Here is a 14523-nt window from a genome sequence, read left to right on the forward strand (position 1 = left end):
CTGCAAAGAAGAGCTATCCGCCGGCAAAGCAGAGCTAAATAAAAAAGAGAACGATATACGCAAAGTAAAGGGCAAGAACGCTTACGACGATCAGCAGCGTTTCAAAAACACCGCCGGATTTAGAACTGTTTCTTTGCTTTCTGCGCCCGCTTCTTAACATTTGCTGCTGAGGCGTCCCCCGCTTATGCCGCGGGCCTTGAGACGGGGCGGATGCCGATGAAGAGCGGGCGGTTCTCGACTGGCGGCTGCTTTGCATTCTGGCCGGCCGTCCGATTGCCAGGAGGTCTCCCTTCATTTCATCAGCTGTTCGATAGCTTCCTTTTAAAGCAGAAGCAAGAACCGGCTTATACCGCTTTAAAAACGGCTGTCCGTCGATGACTGACATAAGCTGTTCCTGAGGTCTTGCTGTCTTTTTAAATTCTTTTTTCACCGCACAGTTCACCATAATCATGGCGACTGAAAACAGATCATACGAAGGCTCAGCCTTACGGGTTCCAAATTCCCAATAGCCTCTGTCAAAAAACTCTGTATATTCCTTGATTGCCCGGCCTTCTTTTGTCGTCCCGCCCACATCAATGCAGCGGATTTGCGGCGGCGGGCCCGTCACGATTAAATTCTCGGGCTTTAAATCTCCAAACACCCATCCTTCGCGATGAATGGCCGACAAACTTGAGAGAAGCTGGCTGATCAGCACCGGTATCCATTCCTCGCCTTTTTCGTTTACATATCTTAAAAGAAGCGGACCTTCAATATATTCCATGACATAAAATGAAAGTTTTTTGCCCGCACCCGCAACCATCATGTCATCCACATCAAAAAAAGAAGGCCCCATTGCTTTTGCCTGGGCCTTTGAGAAAGATTTCAGAACATTCACTTCCGAGGTAATGGACAGGCTGTCATCGCTCACTTTTAATGCAACGCGGCCCTTTCCCGAATCGGCCAGATACACAACGCCATTCGCCCCTTTTCCAAGCTGTCTGATGATCTTGTAGGAATGATTGTTCCACTTTCCAACAACGGCTGCACCCGGCTTTAGACTAGCCGCCAAACTCGTCGAAGCGTTTTTCATCGTCTTCTAACATTCTCCTTCTTGAGCCGATTTTGTTAAAATGCTGAATCGCCTCTCGTATTGCGGGTCCTGTCGGCGTAATGCCGCCGGCTGAAAGCTTGGAAAATATTGAAGAAAGAGATTCAAACTTCGGGGTCCAATCAAGCACAAGCTCGACCTCTTGTTTTTTCCCGGGAAATATAAGCATCGCAAATTCATTTTCGCCGATTCTTGAATTGAGACTGATGGAAAGGTCTATCAATGCTTCTTTAACAGTCGGCAGCTTCGGATTCATGCTCGCGCTTGTATCGACAAGAACCAATACATGAAGATGTACGGTCTCGCCGAGCTCATCTACGACTTCCATAACTTCACCGCGTTTATCAGGAGGCAGTTCATCCATTTCGGTATGCTTGCCGAGAATTTGTTTGAGCTCACTATTGACAACGCCTTGAAGGGTTTGCGTCATCGCCTTTTTTGTCACCATTTGAACGGTCTGCGACAGCTGCGACGCGTAAACAACCTGGTGAACTCCCCCGCCTGCGAGGGCGATCCCTTCAACTTCTTTCATCGCCTCCTGATCCATTTCATGCTCGTCCATAATCCCAATCACATTCACGGTAATTCCCTGCTCCTTCGCAAAGGCGGCCATGGCCTGCGGGTCTTCGCCGCGGTTTGAACAGCCGTCCGTCAAAAGCAGGATTTGATTCAAGTGCCCCTTTTTCATCGTTTTTATTCCTCCTGGACAAAGATATCTTGATTTAGTTCCATCATCGCCAGAAGAAATTTGATTTATACGAAGGCTAAGAAATCTCTTGATTCTTTTGGAAAAAAGACGGCGCCGGAATGGAGGCCCACTTTGGCGTATTATGGTCCAGCTTGATAACAATCACCGTCATATCGTCCTCAATCAGACCCGACCTTGTCCGAATCACTTCTTCCATGATCAAGTCGGCGATTTCCTGCGGCTCCTCGGTTTTCAGAGATTTCAATTTACGCTTCATCCACAGATCATGATTTTCAACATGTCTAGGCCCTTCAAAGATTCCGTCGCTCATCATAATCAAAAGGTCTCCCGCTTTTAATTGCTCGCTGACTACATCAACATCGAATTCTGTAATGATGCCGATCGGCAGATTGCTGGCCTCCACTTTGATAATCTGATCGCCTCTTTTAATAAAGCTCGGGGTGGAGCCGATTTTCAAAAACTTGCAGCTCGCATCCTGAAGATCGATGACCGATAAATCCAATGTCGAATATATTTCATCTGTCGTCCTTAATGAAAGAATGCTGTTGATCGTTTTAATCGCCACTTTTTCGTCGATGCCCGACTGAAGAATCTTTTCCAACAGCTTGATCGTCTCATTGCTTTCAAAATGGGCCCTTGCGCCATTTCCCATACCATCGCTGATGGCGGCCGCATATTTGCCGGTGCCGAGCTCCATCATATTGTAGCTGTCGCCGGAGACAAGCCCTCCTCCTTTTGCTGCATGTGCGGCTCCCGTCACCACCCTGTATGACTTCGCCGAACCGAAAGCAACATGACAATATCCATTCGGATGGCCGGCGCACTGTTCCGCTTTGACGATAATTTGTTCTTCCAAAATATCGGACAGCATCGGAGCGATGATTTTTTCACACTCCCCGTGGCCGTTGCAATACGGGATACTCATTTCGATATCGATATTTCCCTGCTCTAGGCTGTAAATTTCGACTTGTTGAATTTCAATGCCGAAATGCTGCAGCGCATCCCGAATTTGTTCTTCTTGAATAAAATGCTGCTCCCTCTCCCTTTTTATTTCCCGAGAAAAGTCCGCCATGACCTGAGAAACCCCGAGCAGCTGCTCTGCGACGAGACGCCTGCTGTCATGCACCTTTTGTTTTAATGTCTGGTTTGCCCTAAAATGAGACAGCTCGTCTTCCATCAGCGCTTCTACTTGCTTTGATTTGGAGCAGTGCTGATGAAACTCCTTTTTCAGCTTGCGGTTTTTAAAATATTGCTTTTCTTCTGTTTCCTGCATAACTCGTTTCATCAAGTCATATGTTTTATCAAAGTTCTGAACCCAGCACTTGTTTTTTTTATAACAGGACTGGCAGGAGTGTTCTGTTACAGTGCTCAAAAACAGATCGATCTCTTTTTCTTTTCCTTCATCATCCGGAACCGAATGATAAAAGGTAGCGAAGCTTTCGGATAATGCGTGAAAAACACTCGAAAACTGATCGACCTTCTGCGCGGTGACATCGCGGATTTTTCTTGCATATTGCTGCTGTTCCTGAGCGTGTTCAGTCGTTCCCGGTATATACTTAGCCACTTTTTTCGTAATCGACTGAGGGGTTAAAAGAAACAGGCCGATTGCAATCAGTGATTCATAAAGCGTCGGCACAAGTTCAGCTGAACCTTCTCCGTACAGAGAAATCAATAGAGATCCGATCAATAAGCCGACCGCTGCACCGAACTTTTTTCCTTCTTTTAACAAACCGCCGAGAAGGCCTGAAAAAGCCAGCAGGCTCATCTGATATAAATTGCCGATATTTGAAAGGCTGAGGATCAGCCCCGTCACAACCCCGACTGTACAGCCGATGCTCGCGCCCCCGATGAACGCGAAAGCGAGCACGACATAACGGGCCAATATCAGTTCAGCCTGCATGCCTTGAAAAGAAACGCCTGTCAAACCTGTGAGAACAGAAGCGATTAAAATCATAAAACAAATGATCTCTTCAATTTTCAGCGACTGTTTCGCCCGCTTTGATGTAACAATCGGCAGGCTTTGCAAAAAAATCAGTGTGAGGATAAACGATAACCCGGCTTCAACAAAAGCCATAATATAGTGATAACCCGAAACCGTTCCGTATTCGGCATATACGAATCCGCATCTTGTCACAGCCATCGCTAAAAAGACGACGACAGGCAGCGTTCTGACGCGATCTTTTATAATAAGAGACGTCATTTTGGAACATATCGCAAATGCAAACAGAGCCGCAAGCACGAACAGCGAATGCTGAGGCGATATGCTCAGAGCCCCGGCAAGAAGTGCCAGGCATGCAAGAAAAGCTTTATCTTTTTTAATTAAAAGCATCGCTCCGAAAAATGGAAGAGCAAAGGGAATGACCTCTGACAGAATGAAGGCTCGTCCCAATAAAAAACCGATGATCATATAGATCAGCCCTTTATAAAAAAAGAGGGAATATAAATGCTGCATTACAAGCTTCGTCGTGCTGCCAATCCATGAATACAATTTTTGAACAACAGGTCCAGCTATTGGGCTGTTCACTCTTCTTTCCGCTTTTTCCATGCTCTCATCTCCCACTCGTTTATTCGTTGCTTGCCATTATAACGAAAGATGAAATAGGATTTTGTCAAAAGAAGGTAATGAATTTAAAGAACTGTTCGACGCTTTTTGTAGCATGCTTCAATCACTCTTGATAAGTCGAGTCCATTCCCGTTATTTTGCGTATTTTTATGCAGCAAAAAAACCGGCTTCAGAAGAAGCCGGTTTCCGGAATGACCCGTACGGGATTCGAACCCGTGTTACCGCCGTGAAAGGGCGGTGTCTTAACCACTTGACCAACGGGCCTTCATATAAGTAGCGGCGGAGGGGATCGAACCCCCGACCTCACGGGTATGAACCGTACGCTCTAGCCAGCTGAGCTACACCGCCATGTTGTTGATTTCTTTTAACGCACAAGTTCTATAATACAAAGGATTGTCCTATCCGTCAATAGAAATTTTAATAAAAATTTTATAAGACAATAAAAAGGCATCCGTTGGGATAAGACGAATGCCTTTCGTATATATAGAAAGCAGCAAGTTAACCTCTTCTTGCTCCGCGCCCTCCACGTTTTGATTCCGTGTTGCGTTTTAGAGACGATAAGCGATCTTCACTGTCTTTTAAAAACTTATTCATTTTCTGTTCAAACGTTTCTTTAGAGCGGAAATCATTTTTAGGTCTCGCAGGTCTTGATGATTGAGGACGGTCTACAGCCTTTTTGATCGACAAGCCGATTTTCCCATCTTTCTCAACATTGATGACTTTAACTTCTACTTGATCACCAACCTTCAGATGATCATTAATGTCCTTCACGTAGTTATCGGCTACTTCGCTAATATGAACAAGACCTGTTGATCCTCCAGGCAGTTCAACAAACGCTCCGAAATTTGTAATACCTGTTACTTTCCCTTGCAACTTGCTGCCAACTTCAATCGACATAAAAAAAGTGCTCCTCCTTAGACTTAAAAAAGATCATTTGTTTAATTATACATAAAGAAAAAAATAAGTGTCAACAAGGCTACTTGCTCTTATCTTCAAACTTGAAGATGATTTCGCCATCTTTTGAGAGGTAATAATCCTTTCTGGCAAGCTCTGCAACGTAGTCCTCATCCTTTAATTTCACAATCTCATCTTTCAAATCCGATTTTTTTGCTTCCAGTTGTTCCAATTGTTTCAAAAGGTCTTCTTTCTTCTCTTGCTTCGCGCTGATATCCGAAGTCTGCGACCAAAGAGAACTGACAATCACAATCGCCGACAGCAGCACAACGGCGCCGAAAACCATCAACCGTCTGTATAGACCGCGTCTTTTTCTTTTCAGCTGCTGCTGTTTTCGCTCCATCTGCTCTTTGTATTCGTTCTGTATTTGCGATATGTTGCGTCTCATGGGATCATTCATTCCAGACGGCCTCCCCTCATTTTTTTAAAAGTTTTGCCTTAATTGTTATGAATAGTTTCTTCCCCTTTTCGAAAAATCCTGCTCCTTTTTGCAAAAAGCGTCTCAACAATCCCCGAACCGGGGCGGGAAGAAGCCTGCAGCATTGATATAGTATAAAATAAATCGGATATCCTGCAAATTTTAATATCTTATATAAACATACCGCAAAAAAACGAAAAAGAACATAGATATTTCTCATTGTAAAGAGAATGATGGCAAAAATAGCTTGAAACGTCCATACAACAGGCCGAAACACCATCATCTGCATCATCTTTGAGACCAGCCTGGAGATGAATATGAAAAAGGAAATCATCCATTCCAAAAGCTTGATATAGATCTGCTTAAAAAGGCTTTGATAAGCGGCAAATCCAAGCATGACCGCCAGAAAGATATAAATTCGGAATTCCCCTTCATTCACGCTCAGCAAAACATAGAAAAAAAGGAGACCTTGTACCACCCAAAACAAAAAGTCATGGAGAAACAACAGCCACCTTGCTGTTTTCGAGCGGACAACGAAACGGGTGTAGGTGTCAAGGGAAGCGCCAAGCCATGCCCCCATTCCGGCCATGGCCAGCATCGTATAGAACTGAGTGGTCAGCGTCATTTAAACAACTTGCTAAAAAATCCTTTAGCTTTCTCCCCCTGCTGCTCATCCAAATAGACGAGATCAAGCACTCTTCCCTTGATGGAGACAACGCCTTTTTCCACATCGAGATTCTTCATCTGCAGGTTTTCGCCTCTGACTGCCAGCATGCCCATGACCGTCTCAAGTAAGAATTCCTCATTGTCAAAGCTCTCGACCTGTTTGACACCGGATATATCCAGCAGCTTGCGGCCCTTCATCGTCACATTATGTTCAGGACCAGATGCCCCGCCGGAAGGGTTGTGCTGATCATAATATACATTCATCGATTCATCCCCCATATCCTCATACTAAAGATTCGATACTGCATTGTATGAGACGGGGGATTTTTTTAGAACAAGCCTATTCTCCTCCCAGCTTCTCTTCTTTGAGAACGGTATACATATCAGCGGCTTCTTCTTTTTTTGTCGTATCCTTCAATTCATTGACTTTGACGGTTACAAGCTTTTGGCCAAAACGCACCGCAAGCTCGTCTCCCGCTTTGACAACAGAGCTTGCTTTCGCCTGCTGGCCATTGATCGAAATTCTTCCCTGGTCAGCCACTTCTTTTGCAAGCGTCCGTCTTTTAATCAGCCTTGATACTTTGAGAAATTTGTCGAGTCTCATCACTTGTCAGCTCCTTTCAATGTCTTTCGCTTCATTCCACAATTCGTCCATTTCTTCAAGCGTCATACTTTCCAGATCCTTGCCCATGCGCTTTGCAGATTGTTCAATATGCGTGAACCTTCTGTAAAACTTGGCATTTGTCATCGCCAGGGCTTCTTCCGGTTCAATTTTATAAAACCGGCCGATGTTGACGAGAGCGAATAAAAGGTCGCCGAACTCTTCTTTCATTTTTTTGCTGGACTGTTCGGCTTCGGAAATTTCTGAAGAAAATTCTTTCATTTCCTCGTGAACTTTATCCCAAATATCCTGGACATTCGACCAGTCGAATCCGGTCTTTGCCGCCTTTTTCTGAAGCTTGTTCGCTTTTGACAAAGCAGGCAGCGGCTTTGGAATGTCGTCGAGAAGGGATGGATCGTCCGCTTGTTTCTCCTGTTTCTTGATCTCTTCCCAGTTTACCATGACGTCGGCCTCATCACGAACAGATACTTCTCCGAAGACATGCGGATGCCTTCTGATCATTTTTGCCGTAATGCCGCGAATCACATCGTCAATTGTAAAAAGACCGTCATCCTCGCCGATCTGCGCATGCAGCAGAACTTGGAGCATCACATCGCCGAGCTCCTCAACAAGGTGGTCGGGATCTTCTTCATCAATCGCCTCGAGCACCTCATAGCATTCTTCAATTAAGAATTTTTTGAGCGATTCATGGGTTTGTTTCCGATCCCACGGGCAGCCGTCCGGTCCGCGCAGCTTCCTGATGACGCTGCGGAACATCGAAAATTCCTGGTACAGAACCTCCTCGTCTTTGACCGGCGGAACGTAGACGCTCGTTAAATTATTGATACCGACACTTCTGTCCAATTCGTAAAGAGGCACTGTCCGAATGTCTTGCATACTGCTTCCGGCCGCTGTGACAATGACGACTTCATAGTCATCAGGGAGCTTTTCCATCAACGTCAGTTTGACCTCTGATGCCGTCATTTGATCATATACCTGGCAAATAATCAAATGATGACGGAGCTCGACTTCGTCAGCGGAAAACCGGACGGCGTCGACAAACTGAAACCCGTCAATCGGATCGATCTGCAAAGCATTTAATGTCGCATCAATAAAGCTGTGGCCTCCCTCGACAACGACATCGGCCTGATGAGCGCCCCGCCTCTCAAGCAAAAGCTGAACCGTTTTTTCAGCGACGAACGGATGGCCCGGAACGGCATAGAGCACATCGCGCTGCTTCGCCTCCTCAAACAGCCGCTCTACGATCTCCTCGTAAACATCTTCGAATTGATCATGCTTTTCATAGACCTCATCAAAAAAATGAATCTCAGCTATTTCTTTTTTCAGGTCTTCTATTAACGGATGGTCTTTCGTCCTGACATAAAGAACCTCCGCTTGTGTGAGCCGTTTATATACACCGAGGGTTAATTGATTCATATCGCCTGCCCCCAGGCCGACTACCGTGATTTTACCGGCCATGTCTGCCGCCCCTTTCTCGTTTTATTGTCAGGAGCTTGCTGCCAAAAGGTACAAGCTCAAGTTCTTTTTCTGAAAACACGCGTAATGTGAAGATACCGGACAAAAAGACAATGCCGCCGACGAATACGGCGCTAAGACTTTCCGCCGCCGCGATCCATCTGTTTTCATGAGGTATGGCCGCTTCAAAAGCAAAAAGCCACACCGCCAGAGCGGCCGACATGATCACAGCCGACAGCAAAACTCCCGCTATCCTGTATTCCGGCAACTTGATCCAGCCTTTCCTTTTCAGCTGAAAAAAATTGAGTCCAGCGACAGCAGCGAATGACATCATAGTCGCAAAAGCGGCGCCGGAAATGCCGAAACCGGGGATCAGGAACTCGTTCAATACGGCTTTCACAAAAAAGCCGCAGCAGACGGAAACAGCTGGAAGACATGTATTGCCGAGTCCTTGCAAAACAGCAGTCATCGTGATCGCCAACGATGCAAACAGAATCGACACGCTGAAAATCTGCAGCGCAGCCGTTCCATCGCTGTTCTTAAACAGCATGACATTCACCGGCTCCAAAATGCATATCAGACCGGCGGCTGCTCCAATGCCGATGACGAAGCTCATTTTTAGCGAATAACGGATCTTTTCCTCCAGAACCGCCGTTTCTCCATTTTTCTTCGCTTTTGTAAGGGACGGGACAAGAGCTGTCGCAATGCTCGCAGCAAAAACGGTTCCAAGCTGCAAAAGCGGCTGTCCTCTGTCATACACCCCTTTTGTATGTTTCGCCTGAAGTTCGTCCATTCCTTGTCCGGCCAGCAATGAATACAAGTTCAATGCGTCGACGAGCTGGATGAGAATCAGCATGAGGCCGGCCGTGCAAATCGTAACCGAATGCAGACACAGCTGTTTCAAAATATCGCCTGTACCGGCCTCTATCCCGGCGGCAGCGGGTTGCTTTTCACGCTTGGCCCAAAACACGGCGAGAATGAAAAACGCCGCAAGGCCGCCGACAAGGGAGCCAAAGGCAGCCCCTGCCCCGGCGTCATATAAGGAAAAGCCGTTTTTGACGAGCCACCACGTCAAAATGAGGATCGCCCCGACCCGGAGTGTCTGCTCTCCAATTTGAGAAAGTGCCGTCGGAAGCATCCGTTCGCCTCCTTGAAAATAGCCTCTAAGCAAAGACACGAGCGGCAGCAGCAAATAAGAAAACGACACGGCGCGGATCACCCCGGCAAGGGCGGGATCACCCATAAACCCTGCGATGGCTTCGGCTCCGGCAAACAAGAGAAGAAAAAAGCCAAGGCCCACGACCGACAAAAAAAACATAGACACCCGGAGAATTTTTGCCCGGTTTGCCGTCCCGTAATCATTCAACAACTTTGAAATGATGACCGGGAACCCGGAGGTGGCAAGCATCACAGATATTCCGATCATCGGATACACCTGCTGAAAAATATAAAAACCGACATCTCCAACTATATTTTGAAAAGGCACTCTATATACAGCGCTTAATATCTTTGATAATATCCCCGCCAATGATAAAACAAAGGCGCCTTGCCAAATCCATTGTCTTTGGCCTTTTAAAAACCCCATTCCTTTAAGCTCCTTCCAATGCGCTTTCTCTCAGCTTTCTAAAAAGCGCACGAAACGTGCTTATTATACCATATTCAAGACTCATACCCCGCCTGCAACTGTGAACTAAAAAAGAACAGCCCAAAAGGTGCTGTTCCAACTGCTGATGCTGATTCAAGCTGAGAAAAACGCTTTCGGCATTCCAGCTCGTTCGAGCAGGAATGTCAAAATAAAAGGAATGAGACCTATTGTTCCATTTGACGGGCCAAAAAACCAGCGGCGGTTTCAACCGCTTTATGTTCCACTTCGCCGATTGACTGGTCTTTCGAAAAAATGACAACCGCTCCGATCGGATCGCCGTTTGCAACAATCGGACCGACGGTATAAGAAGCAACCTCTTCGTCAATACCATCAATAAGCTGAATTGTCTTGGCGTCTCCTTCCAAAACAGAATTTCGCTGATCCATCGCCTTTTCGACCATGTCGCTGATCGATTTGTTTAAATAGTCTTTTTTAGACCCCCCGGATACTGCGATATACACATCCCGGTCGCAAATCAGCACGGAATGGCCCATGCTGTCATAAAGCGCATCAGCATACTCCTTTGCAAAGTCGCCGAGCTCGCTGATCGGAGAATATTTTTTTAAAATAACCTCCCCATCCCGGTCCACAAATATTTCCAAAGGGTCTCCTTCACGAATGCGCAAAGTTCTGCGGATTTCCTTCGGGATCACGACCCGGCCTAAATCATCAATTCGACGTACGATACCAGTTGCTTTCATCTCTGCTGCCTCTCTTTCATTTGATGATATATCTGGTGGATATAAACAGAGCTGTGTACTTATGTAACACTCTCCACTCTTGATTGGTTTTAGTATCCTTCACATCAAATGTAATATACGCGAGAAACAACAAATTTTTATGATGAAGCGATCGTTTGCTTTTTAACGTTTTGAAGGCCTTTCAATATTTCGAGAAGCGTTTCCAGCCACTCTTCCGGATTTCGGTTTTTCACTTGAATCGAAATTTTCAATTTCTTTCCTTCCATCCCGAGGCCGATCTGTCTGCCGTACTTACTGCCGAGTTCAAACAGTTTTTGGCCGTCTATTTCGGCACTAGCTTTTTCGTCAATCGTCAGTCTGACGGCGTCTTTATCCTGCTTGATCAGCTCGACGCGTTCGGTGATGGCATATACCTTCGCCTCTGCGATGGCGAATAGATATTCGACTTCTTTCGGGTACTCGCCGAAGCGGTCGATCATCTCGTCTTGAAGCTCGCTCTTTTCTTCAATGGTTGAAATCGCTCTGAACCGTTTATACATATCTATTTTTTGCTTGCCGTCTGTCACATAAGTCTGCGGAATATATGCGTCAAGCTCCAAATCGATTTCCGGTTCAAATTTTTCAGCTTGCGGTACATCTCCCTTGCGAGCTTCTATTGCTTCCTTGAGCATTTGCGAATATAAATCAAAACCGACAGAATCAATGAACCCGTGCTGCTGCGCACCTAAAAGGTTTCCGGCGCCGCGGATCGTCAAATCGCGCATCGCGATTTTAAATCCTGACCCGAGTTCTGTAAATTCTTTAATCGCCTGAAGCCTTTTTTCGGCCACTTCCGTAAGGACTTTGTCCTTCCGGTACGTAAAGTAAGCGTAAGCTACACGGTTTGAGCGCCCGACACGGCCCCTCAGCTGGTACAGCTGGGAAAGCCCCATCTTATCTGCGTCAAATACAATTAGGGTATTGACGTTTGGAATATCAACGCCCGTTTCAATAATCGTTGTGCTGACGAGCACATCCGATTCTCCCTCTAAGAAATTCAGCATGACCGATTCGAGTTCGTTTTCTGTCATCTTCCCATGGGCATACGTCACCTTGGCATCAGGCACAAGCATCGAGATTTCTTCCGCTTTTCTTTCAATATCCTCCACCCGGTTGTACAAGAAGTAAACCTGACCGCCCCTGGCCAGCTCGCGTTCTATCGCTTCTCTGACCAGTGCCCCGTTGTATTCGACAACGTACGTCTGTACAGGGAAGCGGTTTTCCGGAGGCGTTTCAATGACTGACAAATCTCTGACACCGAGCATGGACATATGAAGGGTTCGAGGTATCGGAGTTGCCGTTAACGTCAAAACGTCGACATTCGCTTTAATGCGTTTAATTTTTTCCTTATGCGTGACACCAAACCTTTGTTCTTCATCGATGATAAGCAGTCCAAGATCTTTGTACACGACATCCTTGGACAACAGCCTGTGAGTGCCGATTACGATGTCAATCGTTCCGTTTTTTAAGCCCTTGATCGTTTCATTTGCTTCTTTTCTCGTCCGGAACCGGCTGAGCAAACCGATATTAATCGGGTAGTCCTGGAAACGTTCCAATATCGTTTCATAGTGCTGCTGTGCGAGGATCGTAGTCGGCACGAGGATCGCGACCTGTTTTCCGTCTGCAATCGCTTTAAAGGCGGCGCGGATCGCCACTTCCGTTTTGCCGTAGCCCACATCGCCGCAAAGGAGCCGATCCATCGGTCTTTCTTTTTCCATGTCTCTTTTAATCTCATGGATCGATCTCAGCTGGTCCTCTGTCTCCTGATAAGGAAATGCGGCTTCAAACTCACGCTGCATTTCATGGTCGGGAGAAAACGCGTAACCTTTGCTTGCTTCCCTTTCGGCATAAAGCTTGATCAAGTCATCGGCGATATCCTGGACAGAGCTTTCAACCTTTTTCTTAACCCGTTTCCATTCGCTTCCCCCGAGTTTATAAAGCTTCGGCTCTTTGCCTTCGGAACCGACGTATTTTTGCACCTGATCAATTTGGTCAACTGGTACGTAAAGCTTGTCGCTTCCCTGGTAGTGAATATTCAGGTAATCCTTATGAATGCCGTTGATCTCCAGCGTTTCAATCCCTAAATACTTTCCGATACCGTGGTTCACATGGACGACATAATCGCCGATCTGAAGCTCCGAGTAGCTTTTGATCCGTTCGGCATTGGTCAGTTTTTGTTTGCGCGCCTGCTTTTTGACACGCTTTTTAAACAGTTCTTCTTCGGTAATGACGGCCAGCTTGATCATCGGAAGTTCAAAGCCGGATTGAAGACCGCCTTCCATAATGTAAATCTGGCCTTGGGCAAGCGCTGCATCCTGGTCGGCCTGGGCGGCTTCGATCTCATAATCGGACAATACAGACGCAAGTTTTTCGACGCGTTCTTTGCTGTCCCCTAGAAAAACCGTTGTATATTTCGATTTCTTAAACCGTTCAATCTCATTTTTGAGCACATTCATTTGTCCGTGAAAGCTCTGCATTTGCTTGCTTGAAACATTGACGATGTTTTGCGGACTGGTGTGCTGCACATGCCTTAAAAACAGCGAGTAATACAAAATCGGGCGGGACTGTTTTGAAATGAGGCTGTGAAAAGGAAATGACATTGCTGTATCATGAAGGATTTTCCCTTCTTCCAGCAGGCTCGTAATCCATTCTGCCTCTTCCTTTTGAAGCTGGTCTTCCATTTCATGAATACGGCTGATCTCATCTAGTATCAGCAAAGTATTTTTCGGGAAATAATCTAGTAAACTAGCAGGCCTCTCATAGAAATAAGAAAGGTATTTAACCATTTCCTGGCCGATATGACCTTCATTGAGCCGCTCTTTATCTTCCGCGATATTTTGATCGAGAATTTCCTTTTGTTTATCAAGCTTCAGCTTTTTAAGACTGTTGGCAAGACCTTTATCGATTTGTTCAAGCGCTCTTTGCCGATCTTCATCCCGCACGATCAGTTCCTTCGCAGGGCCGATCGTTACTTCATCGCGCGTTTCCAGTGAGCGCTGATCATCCGTATTGAATATACGAATCGAGTCAACTTCTGTATCAAACAATTCAATCCGGACAGGGTTTTCTTCGGTCAATGAATAGACATCGATAATCCCCCCGCGAATACTGAATTCGCCTGGAGCCGCCACCATATCCGTACGCTCATACCCCATTTGAACAAGCTTCTGAAGCAGCTGTTCCGGGTCGATGTCGCGCCCCGTCTCAATGCGAATCTGACTGTTTTGCCATACTTCGACAGGGGGCAGCATTCTTCTGACGGCTGCTGCCGGAGCAATAACGATAGGCGTTTCACCGCTTGCAAGCCGATTTAAGACATCAAGCCTTTGCGAGCGCAGCTCAGGGCTTGCCACCGCAATTTCAGAAGAAATCAATTCGTTGACAGGATATAAAAGGACAGGCTGATCTTTTATCAGCCCTGTCAAGTCATCTGTAATTTTTTGAGCCTGATAAAGGTTATGCGTAATTAAAAATACCGGCCGTCTTGTTTCTTTTGTAAGAGCGGCTGTAAATAACGACCGGGCAGATCCGGAGAGCCCCGCAAGCAGCTGTTCCTTCAGCCCTTCGTTCAAGCCGTTGACGATGGATTTAAAATCATCGCTTATTGTGATATAGGATTGAATATTGTTCAAATGAGCCCCTCCTCTCTTCCTCAAATAGAAAA

12 protein-coding genes and 2 tRNA genes are annotated in these 14523 nt (G+C 46.2%); all 14 read right to left on the bottom strand.

Annotation, left to right across the window (positions count from 1 at the left end; all coding sequences use genetic code 11):
• Window positions 1–34 precede the first annotated feature (34 nt).
• The 14 genes from M1E06_RS21380 to mfd all read right to left on the bottom strand — a co-directional run bounded on the left by M1E06_RS21380 (window position 35) and on the right by mfd (window position 14491).
• Entirely contained in the window at window positions 35–1069 is a 1035-nt protein-coding gene (locus M1E06_RS21380) for a protein kinase domain-containing protein (RefSeq protein ID WP_035337495.1), read from the bottom strand.
• Window positions 1038–1775, bottom strand: a complete 738-nt coding sequence (locus M1E06_RS21385; RefSeq protein WP_023855976.1) for a vWA domain-containing protein — start codon at window positions 1773–1775, stop codon at window positions 1038–1040. Before M1E06_RS21385 ends, M1E06_RS21380 begins: the two co-directional genes overlap by 32 nt.
• Before the next feature lie 76 nt (window positions 1776–1851).
• Window positions 1852–4341 carry a stage II sporulation protein E gene (gene spoIIE, locus M1E06_RS21390; protein WP_035337497.1) on the bottom strand — a complete coding sequence of 830 codons (2490 nt, stop codon included), beginning with the start codon at window positions 4339–4341 and terminating at the stop codon, window positions 1852–1854.
• Window positions 4342–4551: 210 nt separating this feature from the next.
• Window positions 4552–4623 (bottom strand) — tRNA-Glu (locus M1E06_RS21395).
• A 10-nt stretch (window positions 4624–4633) separates the two neighbouring features.
• Window positions 4634–4707: transfer RNA gene (locus M1E06_RS21400), tRNA-Met, on the bottom strand.
• Between the two features lie 150 nt (window positions 4708–4857).
• Window positions 4858–5256 (bottom strand): S1 domain-containing RNA-binding protein, encoded by a 399-nt coding sequence (locus M1E06_RS21405; RefSeq protein ID WP_003178226.1) that lies wholly within the window; start codon window positions 5254–5256, stop codon window positions 4858–4860.
• A 79-nt stretch (window positions 5257–5335) separates the two neighbouring features.
• On the bottom strand, window positions 5336–5713 hold the full coding sequence (locus tag M1E06_RS21410) for an FtsB family cell division protein (protein ID WP_020449818.1): 378 nt from the start codon (window positions 5711–5713) through the stop codon (window positions 5336–5338).
• A 16-nt stretch (window positions 5714–5729) separates the two neighbouring features.
• A complete protein-coding gene (gene yabQ / locus M1E06_RS21415; protein ID WP_020449817.1) occupies window positions 5730–6356 on the bottom strand; it encodes a spore cortex biosynthesis protein YabQ in 627 nt (208 codons plus the stop codon).
• Window positions 6353–6661, bottom strand: coding sequence for a sporulation protein YabP (gene yabP, locus M1E06_RS21420; protein WP_011197470.1), 309 nt, complete (start codon window positions 6659–6661; stop codon window positions 6353–6355). Before yabP ends, yabQ begins: the two co-directional genes overlap by 4 nt.
• A 76-nt stretch (window positions 6662–6737) precedes the next feature.
• Complete coding sequence (locus M1E06_RS21425; protein ID WP_003178218.1) at window positions 6738–7001, bottom strand: RNA-binding S4 domain-containing protein; 264 nt, start codon at window positions 6999–7001, stop codon at window positions 6738–6740.
• Window positions 7002–7007: 6 nt separating this feature from the next.
• Window positions 7008–8477, bottom strand: a complete 1470-nt coding sequence (yabN, locus tag M1E06_RS21430) for a bifunctional methyltransferase/pyrophosphohydrolase YabN (protein WP_023855978.1) — start codon at window positions 8475–8477, stop codon at window positions 7008–7010.
• Complete coding sequence (locus M1E06_RS21435; RefSeq protein ID WP_020449814.1) at window positions 8467–10059, bottom strand: putative polysaccharide biosynthesis protein; 1593 nt, start codon at window positions 10057–10059, stop codon at window positions 8467–8469. The genes yabN and M1E06_RS21435 overlap by 11 nt, the downstream gene beginning before the upstream one ends.
• 224 nt (window positions 10060–10283) lie before the next feature.
• Entirely contained in the window at window positions 10284–10820 is a 537-nt protein-coding gene (gene spoVT / locus M1E06_RS21440; RefSeq protein ID WP_020449813.1) for a stage V sporulation protein T, read from the bottom strand.
• Between the two features lie 137 nt (window positions 10821–10957).
• A complete protein-coding gene (gene mfd, locus M1E06_RS21445) occupies window positions 10958–14491 on the bottom strand; it encodes a transcription-repair coupling factor (RefSeq protein ID WP_035337500.1) in 3534 nt (1177 codons plus the stop codon).
• Between the last annotated feature and the right edge of the window lie 32 nt (window positions 14492–14523).

This window comes from Bacillus sp. AK124 (assembly GCF_053903085.1).